Here is a 19,451-nt window from a genome sequence, read left to right on the forward strand (position 1 = left end):
TCAGAGGCCTGCCGCTCCCCCGGCACCGGCGGCGAGCGCCTTCGCGGTCGAGGAGAGCCCCATGCCGACGAGCGCATCGAGCGCCCGGCGCACGCTCACCGGCGCCGCCGCTTCGGGCCGGCCGTCCAGAAGAAGGAGAACGTAGAGCAGCATGGCGCCGCGCTGGTCCTGGAGCCGCGCCACCTCGAACCCGCGCCAGAGGGCGAGATCGGGCGCCGCGGCTTCGGGCTTTTGCGGATCGCGCACGAGCTCGGCCCAGATCGCATCCGGCAGCTCGAGGCCGAGGCCGTCCACGAGCGCCGTCCACAAGCCGCGCCGCTCGGCCGGGACCGAGGCGAAGGCGGAGCGCCAGTCCGCAGGTGCCCGACCGTTGAGCTCGGGTCGGACCGAGGGACCCACCCGGACGGGTGCTCCCGCCGCCGCCCGTGCCACCGCCGGCACGTCCTTGTTGACGGCGAGCGTCTGCCTCACGGGCGCCGGCAGTCTGGCGACCGCAGCGGCATCGACGTCGAGCGGGACGCGCCGCAGGAGCGGCAGGAAGAGCGGATCGTCCGGAACACGGGCCGGCAGGGTCACGCGATGGTCGCCGGGAGCGGCGCGCAGCAGCTCGGTCAGCAGCGGGTCGAGCTTCTGGCCGCGCGCCTCGAGAAGATCGAGACCGGTCTCGACGGCACCGGCGTCCCGGGCGAGCGCGGCGCATACCAGGCGCGCTTCCGGCCAGGGCGAGGTCGCGGCCTGCTGCGCGCTCGCCGCAGCACAGGCGGCGTCCGTCTGATCGGCGGCGAAGCGGGCGAGAACACGTTTCCCCTCGAGCTCGGGATCCCGGTCGCTCTCGGGCACGAGCCCCAGGAGCTCGAGCGCCGCCTCGGGCTCTCCCATGGCGAGCAGTCGGTCGACGCGCAGGAAGAAGATCTCGCGCGAGCCGCCGCGGTCGAGCCCCGGTGCGAGCAGGACGGCCTTCTGCAGGCCGCGCAAGGTGGGCTCGGCAATGTTGGTGGGCAGCCGCTGCAGGAGGAGCGGCAGGTCGGGCGGCGCGCCCTGCGACCAGATGGCGCCGCCCAGCACGTCCTCGGCCGAGGCGACGCCCAAAGCCGCGAGGGTGGGGGGTGACAGGGATTCGACCCGAATGCGGTCGGGCTGGGCCGGGGACGCCGGCACCGGGCCGAGCGGCGCCGGCGATGCCGGCGGAAGAACGGGTCGCTCCTGTGGTGGCGGCGCGATGTCGGGGAACAGGCGGCGCGGCCCCTGCTGCGCCGAGCCGGGGCCGGCGAGCAGCAGGAGGCCGGCGGCGATCAGGCCGGCCGCCACACCAGCGAGGAGATGGTTCTGGCGATGTGGCACGGGGGCCGTCCTAACGCGGCAGACGCTCGTCGGGGATCACCGTCTCGACCTGCTTGGTCGGCGGCGGAACGTCCCAGGTGACGAGGAATGCGACGCCTCCCAAGAGCACGACGAGCAGCACGATCAGCAACAGGCGGCCCAGGGTCGGGTCCTCCGGGAACGGGTGACGGAGCGAGAAGACCACCGCAGCGGCACGCGAGCGGCAAGCTGATGGTTGCCTAGCTCCGGGCGCGCGGCTTTATATCGGGGCTCTCCTCCAGTTTCAACGCCGAGCCGGATGCCCGCCATCGCCACCCCTGCCCTCGCCGCCGACCCGCCGCAGCCTGGTGGCGGTCCCTTGCCTCGCACGCTCGTCCTCGTCGGGCTGATGGGGGCCGGCAAGACCTCGATCGGGCGCCGGCTCGCCACCGCTATGGACGCCACCTTCGTCGATGCCGACGACGAGATCGTCGCCGCGGCCGGCATGACCATCCCCGACATCTTCGCGCTCTATGGCGAGCCCAGCTTTCGTGCGCTCGAACGCAAGGTGGTGGCCCGGCTGCTCGAGCAGCCGCCCATGGTGCTGGCTCTGGGCGGAGGCGCCTTCATCGACCCGGAGACGAGGGCACGCGTGAAGGAGAAGGCGATCTCGGTCTGGCTTCGGGCCGATCTCGACACACTGGTAGCCCGTACCGCCCGCAAGAAAGGCACACGTCCGCTTTTGGATCGGGGCGACCCGCGTGACATACTGGCGCGGCTCATGGACGAGCGCTATCCGATCTACGCGGAGGCCGACTACACGGTCGACACCACGGACGAGGCGCACGATGCCGTGGTGGAGCGTGTCCGTGCGCTCCTTCCGCCAGCAACGAAGGAGGCTTGATGTCCGCCGCGAACGTGCTCCGCGTCGCACTGGGCGAGCGGAGCTACGACATCGTCATCGGCGAGGGTCTCCTCGACCGGGCCGGCGAGCTGCTGGCGTCCGTGCTGCCGCTCCGGCACGCCGTGATCGTCACCGACGGGAACCTCGCCCGTACCCGTCACCCGGACCGGCTCGCGGCCGGACTCGAGCGGGCCGGCATCTCCAGCCGGCGGATCGTGCTGCCGGCGGGCGAGGGCTCGAAGAGCTGGCCCGTGCTGGAGGGTCTCGTCGACGACCTCCTGGCTCACGGCCTCGAGCGGCGATCCTCGCTCGTGGCGCTGGGCGGCGGCGTCATCGGCGATCTCGTCGGCTTCGCCGCGGCGATCGCCCTACGCGGGATCGACTATGTCCAGATCCCGACCACGCTGCTCTCGCAGGTCGACAGCGCAGTCGGCGGCAAGACCGGCATCAACAGCCGCCACGGCAAGAACCTGATCGGCGCCTTCCACCAGCCCAAGGCCGTCCTGATCGACACCTCGGTCCTGGACGACCTGCCGGTTCGGGAGCTCGAGGCCGGCTATGCCGAGGTCGTGAAGTACGGCTTCATCAAGGACAGAAGCTTCTTCGCTTGGCTCGAGGAACATGGGAAAGCCGTGCTGGCAGGCGATGCGTCCGCGCGCGCCCATGCCATCCGCCGCTCGCTCGAGGTGAAGGCCGCCGTGGTCGCGGCCGACGAGCGCGAGACCTCGGGCGAGCGGGCGCTGCTCAATTTCGGCCACACCTTCGGTCACGCCTACGAGGCGCTCGCCGGCTACGATGGCGGGCTGCTCCACGGCCAGGCCGTGAGTATCGGCATGGTGGACGCGTTCGCGCTCTCCGCCCGGCTCGGCCACTGCCCGCAGGACGACGCGGAGCGAGCGGAAGCGCATCTCGCCCGGTTGGGCCTGCCGACCAGGATCACCCAAGTGAGCAACCGCCCCTTTCCCGTCGACGAGCTGCTCGCGGCGATGGGCCGGGACAAGAAGGTCGAGAACGCCCGGCTCAGGTTCGTCCTCGTCCGCGGGATCGGCGATGCGTTCACGAGCGCCGACGTGCCGGAGACGGCGGTCCGCGCCGTGCTCGCCGAGCATGGCTGAGACGGCTCGACCTCCAGCTGGCGTGGTCGCCCCCTGTCGCCATATGCCACCATGATCCTCTCGCTCGCTGCGGTCGTCCTCCTGCTCGCTGCCAATGCGTTCTTCGTGGCGGCCGAGTTCGCGCTCGTGAAGGTGCGGGCGATCCGGCTCGAGACGCTGGCCGAGACGGGCCGGTCCGGGGCGAGGCTCGCCATCCACATCCTCAAGCACCTCGAGGCCTATCTCGCCGCCTGCCAGCTCGGCATCACCATGGCGTCCTTGGGCCTGGGCTGGGTCGGCGAGCCCGCAGTCTCGGCACTTCTCGAGCCTCTCTTCCGGCTGGTCGGGCTCGACGACACGGTCCTGCATACCGTGTCGTTCATCGTGGGCTTCCTGATCTTCTCCTCGCTCCACATCGTCCTGGGCGAGCAGGTGCCCAAGACCTTCGCGATCCGCCAGCCCGAGCCGATCTCGCTCGGCATAGCACTACCGCTCCATGCCTTCTTCCTTTTGTGCTGGCCGCTCAACTGGGCGCTGAACGCGGCGGCACGCAGCGTGCTGCGTCTCTTGGGCGTCGCCGAGGCCACCCATCTCGACGCCTACTCGGGGGCGGAGCTGCGCCAGCTCATCGGCGCCTCGCGCCAGCTCGGCGCCATGCCGAAGCAGGAGCACGACATGCTGGGCGCCATCCTCGATCTCGAGAAGGTCGAGGTGAGCGAGGTCATGACCCACCGGCGCAACATCGTCTCGATCAACGCCGATGCGCCGGTCGAGGAGATCGTGCGCCAGGTGCTGGAGGGGCCCTACACCCGCTATCCCTTGTGGCGCGGCGATCCCGACACGATCATCGGCGTGCTCCACGCCAAGGACGTGCTGGCGGCCGTGCAGCGCCAGGGCGCCAAGGTGACCGCGGCCGACTTGCGCAAGCTCGCGACCCCGCCCTGGTTCATCCCGGACACGACCTCGCTCGTGCACCAGCTCCTGGCCTTCCGCCAGCGCCGGGCGCACCTCGCCTTCGTCATCGACGAGTATGGTGCCCTCATGGGCCTCGTCACGCTCGAGGACATCCTCGAGGAGATCGTCGGCGACATCGTCGACGAGAAGGACGTCGAGATGAGCGGGGTGAAACAGGAGCCGGACGGCAGCGTGCTCGTGGAAGGCCGGGTCACGATCCGCGATCTCAACCGTCAGTTCGACTGGCACCTGCCGGACGAGGAGGCGACCACGGTGGCGGGCCTCCTCATGCACGAGGCGCGGCGCATCCCGGAGGTCGGCGAGAGCTTCGTCTTTCACGGCTTTCGCTTCGAGGTCGTGCGCCGGCTGCGCCATCAGCTCACGCTCCTGCGGATCAGGCCCGAGGTGACCACACCGGCGGAGGCGGAGTGAGGCGAACGCCGGCGAACGGCGTTCGGGTGCCGGAAAAATGCTCCACGCGCCCGGAACCCTCGTGAGGGTCCGGAAGTTTTACAACCGGAGCAATTCCATTGTTCCCCGCAGTGACTGACGGCCAATCCTGACGGATGGGCCGTCTTTTTTATGTTCTCGCGTTCGAGAAGCAGCCTGGCCCCGATCTTGGCACTTGGCTCGCATGAGCCGCTCGCAGGTCTGCTGCCATGACCAAGAAAAAAGCCGGGCACGACGGCCCGGCCAAGTAGATCAGGGAGGCTAAAACGTCTGGGAAGAGGAGAGCCGCGAAGCCCTCCAGCGGCCCCGGCCGTTGCAGCCGGGGTGCGGGAAGCGAGAGAGCTCGCTCGACCCGCCAGCAGGACGCCCAGAACCGCGTCTTGCTGCAACGCACAAATAGGCGCTTCGGAGGCGGTTGTCACCCCCGTTTTTGCAATCCTGAATGATTAATTCATCAAGGCAGGGGGAGAGCGGACGAGGCAGAGGGCTCAGAGCGCCTTCTTGTCGGCGAGGTTCTGGTTGATGCTCTGCTCGAGCTCGCGGCTCGAGGCCTCGATCAGGTCGTGGATCAGGGTCTTGGCGAAGTTGTCCTTGGCTTCGACGCTGGAACGCGGCGAGAGCGAGCGGGCGATCTGCACCCGCGAGGTGGCATAGCTCTGCTCGATACCGAGCCCGTCGACGATGGCCACTTTCAACGCCAGGACACCCGCCATCTCCCAGGTGGGCTCGGTCGAGAGCATCCCGCCCGAGGTCTCGCGCGCGCGCTCGATCAGGCTCGCCTCCTCGACCGTGGCCTTGCCGAACTCTGTGCCGCCCGCGGCCTGGAGCCGGTTGCGCAGGAAGTTCTGCGCCTCGTTGGCGAGATCCTCGGAGCGCCGCCGGCCGATGAAGTTCAGATTGGCCGGGTACCGCACGTTGCTGCCGACCTCGATGCTCTGCACCGCGAGTCGAATCGGCCTCATCTGGGCGTAATTGAGCGGCGGAGGCTCCTCGCCGGAGGAGCAGGCGGTCAGCAGGAGGAACAGGAGCGTCGCACCTCGGGCCTTCTGCCGCGCCATGCTCAATGCCTCCGCAGTGACAGCAGCTCTCCCAGCCGATCCCGATCGAAATGGTAGATCCGGCTGCAGAACTGGCAGGTGACGGTGATGCTCCCGTCCTCCTGCCGCATGCTCTCGAGATCGTCCAGAGGGAAGCTCTGCAGCATGGCCTCGACCCGCTCCTCGTTGCAGGAACAGCCCGGTGCGAGAGCAAGCGGCTCGAACACGCGCACGCCGTCCTCGTGGAACAGGCGGAACAGCAGGTCGTCGGGGGCCAGTGCCGGGTCGATCAGCTCCTCGTCGGTCGCGGTGCTGAGCAGGATCATGGCGCGCCGCCAGTCCTCCTCGGCCTCGGGCTGCAGACGCGGGTCGGCGACCGGCAGGGCCTGCATCACGATGGCGCCGGCATGCCAGCGATCCGCCAGGCGATCGCGGCCGACCGCCACCCGGATGCCGGTGCGCACCTGCTCGGAGCGGGCGAAGTAGTTGAGCATGCAGTCGGCGAGCGTCTCGCCGCCGAGCTCGACGATGCCTTGTACGACCTCGCCACCGACCGCGCGCTGGTCGACCGTGAGCGCCAGGATGCCCTTGCCGACGAGCGCCATCGGCCGCTCGTGCGCCACGGCCGCCACCCGCTCGGCATCGAAGCTGGCATAGCCGCGCATCTGACCGTCGTTGGTGCAGTCGGCGACCAGGAGCCCCACGGGCCCGTCGCCCCTGATCTGCAGGCTGAACGAGCCCTCGAACTTGAGGCCACCCGCGAGTGCGCCGGCGAGCACCAGGAGCTGCCCCAGAAGATCCGAGACGGCAGGTGGGTAGTCGTGCGCCTTCAGCACGTAATCGACCGTGTCGCTGAGGCGGACGAGCCGGCCGCGCAGGTGCGAGCGCTCGAGCTGGAACGGACGAAGCAGATCGGCGGTCGGGGTCGTGTCAGCGAGCATGCGAAACCTCGGATTCAGGTGGCGAGACACCACTCCAGAATGGCTTTCTGGGCGTGCAGGCGATTCTCGGCCTCGTCGAACACCACCGACTGCGGGCCGTCCATCACCTCGTCGGTCACCTCCTCGCCGCGATGCGCCGGCAGGCAATGCAGGAACAGGGCATCCGGCCCGGCGTGCCGCATCAGGCCGGCATCGACCCGATAGGGCTCGAGCAGGCGGCGGCGCCGGTCCGCATCGGCCTGGCCCATCGATACCCAGGCATCGGCGAAGACCGCATCGGCGCCCTTCACCGCCGCTAGCGGATCGGTGGTCAGAGTGATGCGGCCCTGTCGCTCGGCGGCCCAGCGCAGAAGCAAGGGCTCGGGCGCCAGCTCGGCCGGGGTGGCGATGTTCAGGCTGAAGTCGAAGCGGATCGCGGCGTGGACCAACGAGGTCAATACATTGTTGCCGTCGCCGACCCATGCAAGGGTCTTGTCGCGAATGGCGCCGCGATGCTCCTCGATGGTCAAGACGTCCGCCATGATCTGGCAGGGGTGCGAGCTGTCGGTGAGGCCGTTGACCACCGGCACGGTGGCGTGCTCGGCGAGCTCGAGCAGCTTCGCGTGCGAGTCGGTGCGAATCATGATCGCATCGACGTAGCGCGAGAGCACGCGCGCCGTGTCGGCGATGGTCTCGCCGCGGCCGAGCTGCATGTCGCGCGAGCTCAAAACGATCGCATGGCCGCCGAGCTGGCGGGCTGCGACCTCGAACGAGACGCGCGTTCTGGTCGAGGGCTTGTCGAAGATCATGGCGAGCGTGCGGCCGGCCATGGGCTTCGCGGGATCGCCCGCCTTGAACGCCTTGGCCCGCTCGATGATCCGGCGCAGCTCGGAGGCCTCGATCACGTCGAGGTCGAGGAAGTGACGGAACGCGGCGCTCATGCCACGAACTCCCGGCAGGCGGCCTCGATCATGGCGCAACCCTCGTCGAGCTCGGCCTCGCTGACGATGAGGGGCGGCAGGAGGCGGACGACGTTGTCGGCCGCGGGTGCGGTGACGAGGCCTTTGTCCTGCAGGAGCTTCAGGAACTCGGCGCTGCCATCGGCGATGCGGATCCCGGCGAGGAGGCCGATACCCCTCACTTCGGCGACGATGCCGGGATGGCGCCCCTGGATCGCGAGAAGCCGCTCCTGGAGCTGCCGACCGCGTTCGGCCACCCGCTCGAGGAAGCCTTCCTCGAGCAGCACGTCGAGGACGGCGTTGGCGACGGCACAGGCGAGCGGGTTGCCGCCGAAGGTCGAGCCGTGCGCGCCCGTGGTCATGCCGGCGGCCGCGCGCGCGGTGGCAAGGCACGCTCCCACCGGGAAGCCGCCGCCGAGCCCCTTCGCGATGCCGGCGATGTCCGGCGCGACACCCGTCTGCTCGTAGGCGAAGAGCGTGCCGGTGCGGCCCATGCCGGCCTGAACCTCGTCGAACACGAGCAGGAGTCCGTGCTCGTCGCACAAGCGCCGCAGTCCTTCGAGACAGGACCGCGGCACGGGGCGGATGCCGCCTTCGCCCTGGATCGGCTCGATCATGATGGCGGCGGTCTCGGGACCGATCGCGGCCTTCAGCGCCTCGTGGTCACCGAACGGCACGACATCGAAGCCCGGCAGGAGCGGATCGAAGCCTTCGACCAGCTTTCTCGAGCCGGCAGCCGAGATCGTGGCCATGGTCCGGCCGTGGAAGGCGCCCTCGAAGGTGACGATGCGGTGGCGTTCCGGCCGGCCGTTCGCCCAATGGTAGCGCCGCACCATCTTGATGCAGGCCTCCATCGCCTCCGCCCCGGAATTGCAGACGAAGACCGTGTCGGCGAAGCTGTGCGCGACCAGCCGGTCGGCGAGGCGCTCGAGCTCGGGGATGCGGAACAGGTTCGAGACGTGCCAGAGCTTGTGGGCCTGGTCGGTCAGCGCCTGCACGAGATGCGGATGGGCGTGGCCGAGGCCGGTCACGGCGATGCCGCTCGCGAAATCCAGCATGCGTCGGCCGTCGACGGTATAGAGCCAGGCACCCTCGCCGCGCTCGAAGGCGAGGTCGTAACGCTTGTAGACCGGCAGCAGGGAAGGCAGCGCCTTGTTGTCCATCCGTCGTATCCGCCTGAAAAAAGGAAGCAGGCCGTGTGCCGCAAGCGACACGGCCTGTCAACGCCGGAGCCCTCGGCCGTTCGGCGACGGCTCAGGCCTTGAGCTTATAGCCTCGCTGCATCAGCCGGTAGGCCCAAAGCCATAAGCCGACGTTGACCAGAAGAAGGATCGCCATACCCAAGGGGATCGAGCCGTCGGCATGGCCGGTGAAGGCGTAGCGCATGCCGTCGATCATGTAGAAGAACGGGTTGGCGTGCGCGAGCCAGCGCATGGACTCCGGCAGGGCCTCGATGCTGTAGAAGGTGCCGGAGAGGAACGAGAGCGGGGTGACGACGAAGTTGGTCACCGCCGCGAGCTGGTCGAACTTGTCGGCCCACAGGCCGCCGAGAAAGCCCAGGAGCGAGAGCACGAGCGAGGAGGCCAGCACGTAGTAGACGATCAGGAGCGGGTGCGGCGGCCACAACGTCACGAACGGCAGCATGGCGAGCCAGACCGCGAGGCCCACGACCACACCGCGCGTGATCCCGCCCGCCACCATGCCGAACAGGAACTCGCCGGGGCCCAAGGGCGGCATGAGATAGTCGACGATATTGCCCTGAACCTTGGAGATCGTGAGCGAGGAGGAGGTGTTGGCGAACGCGTTCTGCACGATCGCCATCATGACGAGGCCGGGGGCGAGGAAATGGAGGAACGGCAGGCCGCCGATCCGGGTCTCGACCCGGTGCATGGCGAGGGCGAAGATCGCGAGATAGATCAGCGTGGTGACGACCGGGGCCAGGATGGTCTGGGTCATCACCTTCCAGAACCGCCAGACCTCCTTCTTGTAGAGGGTCCACAAGCCCACGAGGTTGAGGTCGAACGGCGTGCCGAAGGTGCTGCCGTCCGCAGGCAGGGCGAGCCGCGGGGCCGGAGGTCCCTCGCGCTCGAGACGGGTGGTGCGTGTGGCCATCGATCTCTTGCTCAATAATCGTAACGCCATTGTAGGCCGATGCCGGTCTGCGACTGCTCGGTCACCTGCGTCCCCACCGAGAGATTGGGGGTGAGCTCGATCTGCACCCGCGCCCTGCCGGTGCCTTGCTGCACCCCGCGCTCGACCTCGACGAAGACGTTGTCGCTCACGTACTTGCCCGCCCGCGCCGTGCTCTCTCCGGGCTTCTCGCCGCTCTCCACGTCGAGCGTGTCGATGCCGACGGCACGGCGGAGCGCGCCCAGCACGTCGCTGAGCCCGCCTCCGCCCTGGAGCTGCCGCACGGCGCTGGCCAGCCGCAGCCCCTGTACGGGCGTGATCCGCGCCACCGAGCGGCCGAAGAGCAGGCGCGAGAGGATCTCGTCCTGCGGCAGTTCGGGTTCGCTGGCAAGAGTAAGCTTGGGATCGGCGGCCGGCCCCTTGAGTCTGACGACGGCCTGGATGTCGACCGTCTTCGCGGTGGCCTCGAGGTCGATCATCGGCAAGGGCGGCTCCTTGCCGACGAAGCTGATCTCGCCGCGGCTGATCGTGAAGCGGCGGTCGAGCAGGTCCATGAAGCCGCGCCGGACCTCGAGCGCGCCCACGATCTCGGGCTCGCTCGCGGGACCTTCGATCTGGAGCTTCCCTCCCCATTCGGAATCGAGCCCGCGCCCGCGCACGAACAAGCGGGCCGGTATGTCGATGGCGAGGTCGAGGCGAAGATCGAAGGACGGACCGGCCGGCCGCAGCGCCAGGTCGGGGCCGGCTTCGGCCCGACTGCCGTTGATCTCCCGGACCTCGATGACCGGCACCTTGGGGCCGGTATCGTCGGGAATGGCGATATCGGCCCGCTCGACCGTGAGGGCACCTCGGACCGAAGCCGCGGCGAGATCGCCGTTGGCGGCGACGTTGCCGGAGAGGACGACGGTGCCGAGGCCGTTGTCGAGCACCCGAGCCTTCTCCGTCTGCAGCGTGGCATCGTAGCGCACGCCGCCATCGTCGAGGAGCGCCACGCTGCCTCGACCCGTGAGGCGCCCGCCCGTCGGATCGCGGGCAGCGAGCGTCTGGAGCACGATCTGCCGGCCGAGGCCGCGGGCATGGAGCTCGAGGTCGCGCAGGACGACGCCGCTCCCGATTTCCTGCATGCTGCCACCGGCGAGATCCACGGCACCGCCGATCTCGGGGCGCTGAACCGTGCCGGCGAGATCGAGGGCGAGCTGCAGGGTGCCGGTCGTCTGAACACCGTCGAGGGCGGCGAGCCGGGCGACCCGCGCCAGATCGATGGGCCCGCGGATGCTCCCCGTGAGCGGTGCGGCTCGGTCGAGAGCGAAGGCGGCAGGCTCGAGCGAGAGGGTCGCGGGCACGTCCGCCCGGGCGACGATCGGCTGCGCGCCGAGCTCGCTCAGGCGCAAGGTCGCATCGAGCCGGCCGCGTCCGAGCCGCGCTTCCAGCACCGCATCGGGCTTGACGGCCGCGGCTGGGTCGAGGGCGAGATTCTGCACCCGCAGCTCGGCCGTGCCTTCCGGCGCTCGCGCCGGCCCGCCGAGCGTCAGCCTGGCGTTCGCCCGGCCGCTCACGGCAGGAGCGCCCAGGCCGTGCAGGAGCTCGAGCGACAGGCCCGCGAGGCTGGCATCGGCCCGCACCCGTCCGCCGCCGAGATCGAGGCTCGCCTGCAGCTCCGCCGGACCCCAGCGCAAAGCCAGACGGTCGAGGGTGAGCGCGCCGTCGTCGCCGAGGCTCGCCGTCGCCGGCCGCAGCAGGCGGATATCCTGGCCGGCGACGCTGCCGGCGAGCGCCGTCAGGGTGATGGTCCGGCGCGGTGCCAGAGCCGCGATCTTCGCAGCCGAATTCACCCGGAACGGCTGCTCGCCCTGCCGGCCCTGCGTTCGCAAGCTCAGCGCCAGGTCGGCGAGCGGCCCCTTCGCGGTGAGAGCGGCGGTCTCGACCCCGAGGCCGGGCCGGGTGAAGCTCTGCACCTCCAGCCGTGTGTCCAGCGCCGGCCGCGCCAGCGCATCCTGAACGGCAGCATCGAGCCGGGCCGATCGGAGGGATCCGAACGCGCCGGCAAGACCGGTCGCCTCGAGCCGCAGGCGCGCGTCCTGCCGACCGTCCGGGGTCGAGAGCACGAGGTCGAGCGCCACGCGACCTGCGAGATTCTGCCGATGCCAGGCGGCGAGCGCCGCCAGGTCCCGCACCTCGCCGGCGAGGCCGCCGGTGGCGCGCGGGCCGTCGAGCGCCACGTCGAGCTTCCCGGAAAGCCGCGTGCCCGGCCCTTCCAGCGTCAACCCGGACAAAGCGAGCTGCCGGCCGGCGAGACGGTAATCGCTGGCGAGCGTCACCGTCTCGCGCGCACGTTCGGCAGCGAGGCGGATCGAGCCTGCCGCTGCTGTAGCCTCGCCCTGCACGGTCGCAGCGAGCCCGATCCGATCGAATGCTTCGCCCGCGACGGTAAACGGCCTGGCTTCGCCCTGCAGCCGCAAGGCGGGTGCCGGCACCGTGCCGCCGAGTTCGATGCCGAGATCGGCACGGCCGCCGATCGGTCGGTGCAGCAGCGACTCGAGGCGGGCGAGCGCCGGCAGGCTCAGGCGCACCGTGCCGGCGAGCGATTGATCGGCAAGGCCGTAGCGCGGCTCGCCTTCGAGGCGGACGGCCTCGCCCGCGAGCACCAGGGAAGAGACCGTAACGGCAGAGCCGGGCTCGATCGAGACCCGAGCCTCGAGGTTCGGCGCCGGACCGGTCAGCGCTTCGGCACCCGAGGGCAGGTGCAGCCCCTGCCCGCCACCGGTGAGCGCCACCTCGATCCGCTGGGCCCGGTCGGCCAGCATCACATCGGCCCCGAGCCGCACCGCCCCGGCGAGATCCGGGGGCACCTGCTCGGGCGGGAGCGCTGCGCGCAGGGCAGCGGCGAGGTCGGGCACGCCGGCATCGAGGCGGAAGGCACCGGCGAGCCGCTTCGGGTCGACCCGGCCGTGCCCATCCAGCTCGAGAAGCGGGGAGCGGAGCGCCAGACGCTCCAGCGTGGCCTCGCCCGCGCGCGGCAGGGATGCCGCGAAGTCGAAGGTAGCGCGGCCGTCCTCGCCGAGCGCCTGGCCGCCGAGCACCAGACCCGCGGCCTCGGCCCGGCCGGCGACGCGCAACGCCGGATCGCCCTCGCCGAACGGCGAGAGAAAGGCGATGTCGAAGGCAGCACCGAGCTCGTGCAAGGCGGCGTTCGCGGCGGCGATGTCCTTGCCGTCCAGCATCAGGCGCAGGTCCGGCTGGCGTACCGGGCCCGAAGCTCGAAGCCGGATCGTGCCGCTGCCGGTGAGTGGGGTCTTGGCGAGGCCGCCGAGCCGGCCGAGATCGGGCAGGTGCAGGGTGAGGTCGGCATCGGCGGTATCGGCGGCGAGATCGGCGCTGCCTGCACCGTCCAGGACCATGTCCGCGACCTGCAGCCGGAGCTGCTCGAGGGCGATCCGCTGCGGCCCGGTCGCGCGAGCGGCGAGCACGAGATCGATCCCGCCACCGAGAAGATCCGCGGTCTCGGGTGGCAGCAGCCCAGGCTCGGCGGTGAGCCGGCCGCGAACGCCGAGCCGCTTCTCCTCCGCGTAGGCGAGCGAGAGAGCGAGCGTCGTGCCGGCGAGATGCTCCGCCTCGACGGTGAGCCGGCCCTGCCAGTCGGAAAGCGGCCCCTCCCCTGCGAGCGACACCTGCAGGGCGCCGGCCTCCGGTCGGCCGGTCGCCGCCGCGAGCAGTCCGCCGGTCTCGCTGCCTTCGAGGTCGAGGCGGAGACGATGGCCGACAAGGTCGAGCCCCGCCTCGAGATCGACCGCCGCGGTCGGCCGGTCGGTCCGGTGCAAGGACAGGCTCGCCTCGACCGCCCGGCCATCCGTGCCGGTGCCGGCCTGGCCCACGAGCGCGAACGTGGCCGGCTCGCCCAAGACCGGCTGGTCCAGCGCGAGCTCGTCCACGGACAGCCGCTGCAGCAGGACGCGCGGCAGGCTTCCCGGCAGCTCAGGCAGCTCCGGCAGGCTGAAGGGCTTCTGTGGCGGCGGGGGCTCCGGGGCATGTGGCAGGCGGTGGAGCGCTACGCGCCGCGCGCCCGCCTCGCGGACGAGCACGATCCCGCGCAGAAGAGCCGAAGGGGTCAGCGCCAAGCGCACGTCGCGGGCCTCGAGCCATACACCTTCCCGGTCGCCGAGGCGCAGGCTCGCGAGGCGGATGTCGAACGGCACGAAGCCGTCGAGGCCGGAAAGCTCGATCCGTCGCTCGGACGTGGCAAAAGCGCGCGAGAGGAACTGCGCGATCCGGTCCTTGCCGGAGCGGGTCTGGGCGAAGCCCAGAAGGCCTGCCGCGAGCAGCACGAGAACGGTGAGGAGTCCGGCGAGCGTCCAGAGAATACGGCGCAGCATGACCGGTCGCCTCCTCAGAAGGCCTGACCGATGCTGATATAGAGCTGGAAGGCTTCGTCCACCCCCGAGCGCGGGTTCAAGGGGAAGCCCAGATCGACCCGGACGGGACCGATCGGCGTGAAGTAGCGAAAGCCCGGGCCGGCGCCGAAGAACAGACGCTCGCTGCCACCCGGCAAGGGCGTGTCGAACACCGTGCCGGCGTCGAGGAAGAGAACGAAGCCCATGTCGTTCTTGAAGCGGGAGCGCAGCTCGATGCTGCCTTCCGCGAGCGAGCGGCCACCGCGGGGATCGTTGTGCTCGTCGAGCGGTCCGGCCTTCTGGAAGGCGATGCCGCGCACCGAGCCGCCGCCGCCGGCATAGAACCGCTCGTCCGCCGGCACGTCCGACGTGGCGACGCCGAAGATGGCGCCGGCCGAGCCGCGCAGGGCCAGAACCAGCTCGGGACCGTCGAGAAGCTCGAGGTAGCGCGTCGTGGTGAACCGCGTCTTGAAGAAGCGGCGCGAAGGACCGAGCACGTCGATATAGGGAGCCGCCGTCAGCAGGAGGGTTCCGCCTCGCGTAGGATTGAAGCGGTCGTCGGCGAAGTTCCAGTCGAGCGAGCCCGGAAGGGACACGAGCCCGAAGACCTCCTCGGGCTTGTTCCGGTCCTGGATCGCGGCATAGCGGAACGCTACGCCCAAGGAGCCCTTGAGCTGCCGGCTGAACTCCCGCTCGAGCCCTAGCCCCGCCCCGATCGAGGTCGACTTGTAGGCCTTGAGATCCTGGCGCTCGACAGCACCGTTCGCGAGCAGGTTCTGTCGCGTGCGCAGGAAGTCCGGTTTGGTCAGCGCCACGCTCGCCTTCTGGTCCGGCTGCGAAAGATTGGTCTCGGCCCGGAACAGCTCCCCGCCGCCGAAGAGGTTGCGGTGCTCCCAGAACAGGCGGGCACTCGGCCCGATGTCGGTCTGGTAGCCGAGCTCGGCGCCGATCGAGCGCGGCGGCCGCTGGTGGAGCTCGTACGTGACGTCGAGAGACCTGTCGGGGCCGAGCTGCTCTGCCGGCTTGACGATGATGGTCGAGAACAGGTTCGTGTCGAAGAGGTTGGTCTGGCTCTCGTCGAGCAGCGCCGGATCGAAGCGCTCGCCGGTCCGGAAGGGCACACGGCCGCGCAGAAAGCCGATCTCGATCCCTTCGGCACCGGTGAAGCTCACCTCGCCGAAGGTGGCGCGCGCACCGGGATCGAGGCGCAAGGCCACGTCCATGGTCCGCGCCGCGTGGTCGACCACGGCGTCGCGCTCGCCCAGCTTCGCGAGCGCGAACCCGGCCTTGCGGGCGGCATCGAGCATGGTCCTCTCGGCGTCGAGCACGGCCTGCGTGCGCGCGGGCTCGCCCGTGACGAGGCCGAGGCTGGCCGGAGTCGGTGCCGGATAGCCGTCCGGGTTGTCGACGAGTTCGACGCGTATCCCCCCGAAACGGTAGCGCGGCCCCGGCCTCACCTCGAACACGAGGACGACCTGGGGTGCCGCCTCGCCGGCCCGCTCCAGCTTCTGGACGACGCCTTCGGGCGGGGCCTCCTTCGCATCCTCGAGGCGAAAGTCCACCGTGGCGTCGAAATAACCTTCGGCGCGCAGGGCCTGCTGCAGGAGGCCCACGTCCTTCTCGGCGCGCTGGCGGATGGCGAGCCGGCTCGTCGGCGGCTCGCCGACGCCGCGAGCGCTCTCCGCGACCTGCGGCAGCAGCTTCGCGAGATCGGGCGGCAGATCGGAAGGAAAGCGCACCGCGTAGGGCACGGGCGGTGCTGTCGGCGAAGGCTCGCCCTCGGCGCCGAGCGGCTGCTGCTCGGACCGGCTGGGACCGCAGGCCACGACCGGAAGAAGGGCCAGGAACGCCAGGGCGGCACGGAAGCGGCGGGCCCGCATCAGCCCTCGGCACTGGCGCGGCGGGCCAGGAGCTCGTTCCGCAGCGCCTCGATCGGCTCGGGCGGAATCCTGTCGGAGCGGCTGCCGCCGAAATAGACGGTCCGGTGCGGGAACGGAATCTCGATCCCGAGCTCGTCGAAACGCTTCTTCAGGCGGCGGTTGAACTCGCGCGCGACTTTCCACTGCTCGCCCGCGCGCACCTTGGAGCGCGCCTTGACGATCACCGCCGATTCCCGGAACGCGTCCACGCCCGCGATCTCGATGGGCTCGAGGATCAGGCGGCGGTAGGGCCATTCGCGGCGGAGCTGGCTGTCGATCTCGCGTAAGACCTCGACCACCTGGTCGGTGTCCTCCTTGTAGGCCACGCCGACGTCGAACACGGCGAAGGAGAAGTCCTTCGTCATGTTGGTCACGACGTCGATCGAGCTGTAGGGAATGGTATGGACGTTGCCGTTGTAGTCGCGCAGCGTGATCGTCCGCATGGAGATCGCCTCGATCACCCCCGCCTTGCCGCCGAGATCGACCACGTCGCCGACCCGCACCGTGTCGCCCACCAGGATGAAGAGGCCGGTGATCAGATCCTGCACCAGCTTCTGCGAGCCGAAGCCGATGGCGAGACCGACGACGCCGGCACCGGCGAGGAGCGCATTCGTGTTCACGCCCAGCTCCGCCAGAACCTCCACGATCCCTACGGCAAACAGCAGCGTCACCGCGAGGTTCCGCGCCATGCTCACGAGGGTGCGCGTGCGGTTGGAGTAGATCAGGTTGCCTTCTGCGTCGGTCGCCTCGATGTAGCGTGCCGCGACGACCTGGACGGATTTCGCCGCCACCGCCACGACGGCGACGATGATGCCGATCCGGCCGATGCTGCCCAGCACCGCCCGCCCGGCCTGGGTCTGCAGCCAGCCGGCGACGTCGATGCCCCAGGCCTGCAGGACGAGCGCCAGCGCCACGAGACCGACGCCGGAGCGGAGCAGCGTCACGAGGGCCATCTGTGCCGCCGGGCGCGTCTCGATCTCCTCGCCTTCCTCGACGGCCTCCGGCCGAGGCGGCAGAATCGTCCAGTCGAGCCAGAGATTGAACGCGCGCACGGCGAGAATGGCGGCGACGGTGACCGCGAGCCCGCGCGTGAGCAGCATCGCGCCATCCTGCACGCCCACGGCCCAGACCACGAAGACGAGGGCCACCCAGACCGCGAGGAGATGATGGCCCGCGGCGGCGAGCATCTGCCAAGGCAGGAAACGGGCGAAGACCGAGGTGGAGGAGCGGCCCCACCGCTCGATCGTTCCGGCGACGTGCGTGCGCAGGCGGTAGATCAGGGTGATCACGAGCACGACCAGCGTGAACAGCAGGACGTGCAGGAGAAAGCCGTGCACCGTCCAGGGCAGGCCCAGCGTCCGCGCCACCCGCAGGCCGAAATAGCCGTAGAAGCTGAGGCCCGTCAGCAGCGACACCCAGCGCTCGGCGCGCCGTGCCGCGGCGTCGGCGAGCGGCAGCAGACGACGGCGGGCGTCCTTCGCGGCGAGCAGCGCTCTGCCGAGCGCGGTGAGCGAGCGCGCGCAGGCGATGGCGATCAGGACGTCGCCGGCCACCCGCCGGGCCAGGAGGGAGACGTCGCCGTAGGCGAGGGCGAGGTAAGTGACCACGAGGAAGGTCAGCAGCGCCGCGAGATCGACGGCGAGGCAGGCCAGGGACGCCTTCACCTTGGTTGCCGACCGGGCAGCGAGTGGCAAAGCACCGAGCCGGTCGCGCCAACCGCGCAGGAGACGCCGGACCACGAGGCTCGCCGCGAAGCCCGCGAGCACCGCAGTACCCGCCTGGAGCGTTATCGACCACCAGAGCTCCCGGCTGATCGGCTCGCTGAGCTGCAGCCAGGTCCAGCGGACGAGGATCGGGATCTGCCGGACCGAGGTGACCAGGTCGACCAGAGCGCTGCTCACGACATCGACCCGCTGCTCGATCGCCTGGTTCACCGACGCCAGCGCATCGCCGATCGCATCCTCGCCCTTCTCCGCTGGCGCTGCCGCGCTCAGCGCCCTGAGCTGAGCGACCAGCCGGTCGCGCGCCGCCGGATCCTGGAGCACCGCGATCAGCGCCTCGATGTCGGCGGGCGCCGGCGGCGCCGGTGCTGCGGCCGATGGCGGCTTGGGCAGCATCGACGCGGCGTCGGCAGGCGGAGGCGCTACGGAAGGAGCCGGGACGGGCGATGCGGGCGGTGCCGCGGACATCGCCGGGTCGGTCGGGGAGACGGCAGGCTGCGCTACGGCCGCCCACCCGAGCAGGCAGAATATTCCTGCCGCCGTCAGTCCCCGCAGTGCGCCGTAGGACAGCTTCACGTCCTCCCTGACGGACCGAAGTCGCCATGGACGGGGGTTTACGTCACGGCACGCTCGCGGGCAACCGGAGCCCCGGTGAAATCCGGCTGAATTGCCGGAAAGGAGACCCGGAGGACAGCAAGAATGGTCAGCGGCCCGTGTGCAGGAAGCGCCGGCCGGTGCCTTCGAGAACGAGACAGGTGAGCCGGCCGGTCCAGCAGGCGCCGGTGTCGATGCCGATGCGGTTGGAGCGCACCACCGGCGTCTCCTCGACCGTGTGCCCGTGAACGATGATCTTGCCGCAATCCCCGGTCCAGCTCAGGAACGGCTCGCGGATCCACAAGAGCTCGGCCTCGCTCTGGCGCTCGAGCGGCAGGTCGGGCCGAATCCCGGCATGGCAGAAGAAATAGTCGCCCAGGCTGAAGGCGAGCTCGAGCTCGGCGAGGAAGGCCTCGTGCTCGGGCGGCAGGCGGTTCTCGAGCTGCAGCCGCGCATCGACGAAGCGCTCGGGCTCGGGCTTCTTGAGATCGAGCTTGACCCCGTAGCTCAGGAGCGTGGCGTCGCCGCCGAAGCGCAGCCAGCTCGCCGCCGCCTCGGGGCTCTGGTCGGAAGCGTTCAGGAACTCGCGCAGCCACAGATCGTGGTTGCCGAGCAGATGGACCCGAGGGAGACCATCGGCCGGCACCTGCAGCAGGTGCTCGACGACCTTGCTGCTCTCGAAACCGCGATCGACATAGTCGCCCAGATGTACCACGATGCAGTCGAGATGACGGCCGGTCTCGCGCACGTCGTCCACGATCATCCGCTCCATCATCTGGAGCAGATCGTGCCGGCCGTGGATGTCGCCGACCACGTAGGCGCGAAGGCCGCGCGGCACGGCCGGTGGTCGCCCCGCTATGGTCGGCTCGCTCGGCAGGCTCGCCCGGGACCGCTGGAACAGGCGCTTCAACATCGCCTAGGCTGCCCTGACAGCTTCTTGGAGTTGAGTCCTAGCCGCCTTATGGCAACTGTGCCTTCTCATGTTGCATCTGCGCGACATATGCCGCGGAAGTTCGACACGCGCCAGAGGTGGGTGCGGCATCGATGCTGGGCCTGTTGTCACAACTGCGCGCTCTCGATTA

At 70.1% G+C, this 19,451-nt stretch carries 14 protein-coding genes; 3 read left to right on the top strand and 11 right to left on the bottom strand.

Going from position 1 to position 19,451, the window contains the following annotated elements; all coding sequences use genetic code 11:
* Complete coding sequence (locus U1T56_RS10695; protein WP_418159459.1) at window positions 1-1,341, bottom strand: hypothetical protein; 1,341 nt, start codon at window positions 1,339-1,341, stop codon at window positions 1-3.
* A gap of 10 nt (window positions 1,342-1,351) precedes the next feature.
* Entirely contained in the window at window positions 1,352-1,525 is a 174-nt protein-coding gene (locus U1T56_RS10700) for a hypothetical protein (RefSeq protein WP_418159460.1), read from the bottom strand.
* A 93-nt stretch (window positions 1,526-1,618) separates the two neighbouring features.
* On the opposite strand from U1T56_RS10700, the gene U1T56_RS10705 reads away from it, so the two are divergent.
* From U1T56_RS10705 to U1T56_RS10715, 3 genes are read left to right on the top strand one after another with little or no spacing between them, the layout of a single operon-like run.
* Window positions 1,619-2,203 carry a shikimate kinase gene (locus U1T56_RS10705; protein ID WP_418159461.1) on the top strand — a complete coding sequence of 195 codons (585 nt, stop codon included), beginning with the start codon at window positions 1,619-1,621 and terminating at the stop codon, window positions 2,201-2,203.
* The gene (gene aroB / locus U1T56_RS10710; protein ID WP_418159462.1) at window positions 2,203-3,318 is read left to right on the top strand and encodes a 3-dehydroquinate synthase; all 1,116 of its coding nucleotides are present in this window, start codon (window positions 2,203-2,205) and stop codon (window positions 3,316-3,318) included. The genes U1T56_RS10705 and aroB overlap by 1 nt, the downstream gene beginning before the upstream one ends.
* 51 nt (window positions 3,319-3,369) lie before the next feature.
* Window positions 3,370-4,683: a hemolysin family protein gene (locus U1T56_RS10715; protein ID WP_418159463.1), complete on the top strand. Its 1,314-nt coding sequence runs from the start codon at window positions 3,370-3,372 to the stop codon at window positions 4,681-4,683.
* Window positions 4,684-5,189: 506 nt separating this feature from the next.
* Here the strand turns inward: U1T56_RS10715 and U1T56_RS10720 are convergent.
* From U1T56_RS10720 to U1T56_RS10760, 9 genes are all read right to left on the bottom strand, one after another.
* Window positions 5,190-5,759 (bottom strand): hypothetical protein, encoded by a 570-nt coding sequence (locus U1T56_RS10720; RefSeq protein WP_418159464.1) that lies wholly within the window; start codon window positions 5,757-5,759, stop codon window positions 5,190-5,192.
* A gap of 2 nt (window positions 5,760-5,761) precedes the next feature.
* On the bottom strand, window positions 5,762-6,679 hold the full coding sequence (gene hslO / locus U1T56_RS10725; RefSeq protein ID WP_418159465.1) for an Hsp33 family molecular chaperone HslO: 918 nt from the start codon (window positions 6,677-6,679) through the stop codon (window positions 5,762-5,764).
* A 14-nt stretch (window positions 6,680-6,693) separates the two neighbouring features.
* The gene (gene argF, locus U1T56_RS10730; RefSeq protein ID WP_418159466.1) at window positions 6,694-7,599 is read right to left on the bottom strand and encodes an ornithine carbamoyltransferase; all 906 of its coding nucleotides are present in this window, start codon (window positions 7,597-7,599) and stop codon (window positions 6,694-6,696) included.
* Window positions 7,596-8,780: an aspartate aminotransferase family protein gene (locus U1T56_RS10735; protein WP_418159467.1), complete on the bottom strand. Its 1,185-nt coding sequence runs from the start codon at window positions 8,778-8,780 to the stop codon at window positions 7,596-7,598. Before U1T56_RS10735 ends, argF begins: the two co-directional genes overlap by 4 nt.
* A 91-nt stretch (window positions 8,781-8,871) precedes the next feature.
* Window positions 8,872-9,729, bottom strand: a complete 858-nt coding sequence (locus U1T56_RS10740) for an ABC transporter permease (protein WP_418159468.1) — start codon at window positions 9,727-9,729, stop codon at window positions 8,872-8,874.
* 11 nt (window positions 9,730-9,740) lie between these two features.
* Window positions 9,741-14,117, bottom strand: coding sequence for a translocation/assembly module TamB domain-containing protein (locus tag U1T56_RS10745; protein ID WP_418159469.1), 4,377 nt, complete (start codon window positions 14,115-14,117; stop codon window positions 9,741-9,743).
* A gap of 14 nt (window positions 14,118-14,131) precedes the next feature.
* Window positions 14,132-16,015, bottom strand: coding sequence for an autotransporter assembly complex protein TamA (locus U1T56_RS10750; RefSeq protein ID WP_418159470.1), 1,884 nt, complete (start codon window positions 16,013-16,015; stop codon window positions 14,132-14,134).
* A complete protein-coding gene (locus U1T56_RS10755; RefSeq protein WP_418159471.1) occupies window positions 16,015-18,171 on the bottom strand; it encodes a mechanosensitive ion channel domain-containing protein in 2,157 nt (718 codons plus the stop codon). Before U1T56_RS10755 ends, U1T56_RS10750 begins: the two co-directional genes overlap by 1 nt.
* A gap of 307 nt (window positions 18,172-18,478) precedes the next feature.
* Window positions 18,479-19,282: a metallophosphoesterase family protein gene (locus U1T56_RS10760; protein ID WP_418159472.1), complete on the bottom strand. Its 804-nt coding sequence runs from the start codon at window positions 19,280-19,282 to the stop codon at window positions 18,479-18,481.
* Window positions 19,283-19,451: the final 169 nt, after the last annotated feature.

The organism is Benzoatithermus flavus, assembly GCF_037908215.1.
In the GTDB taxonomy this organism is placed as follows: domain Bacteria; phylum Pseudomonadota; class Alphaproteobacteria; order Geminicoccales; family Geminicoccaceae; genus Benzoatithermus; species Benzoatithermus flavus.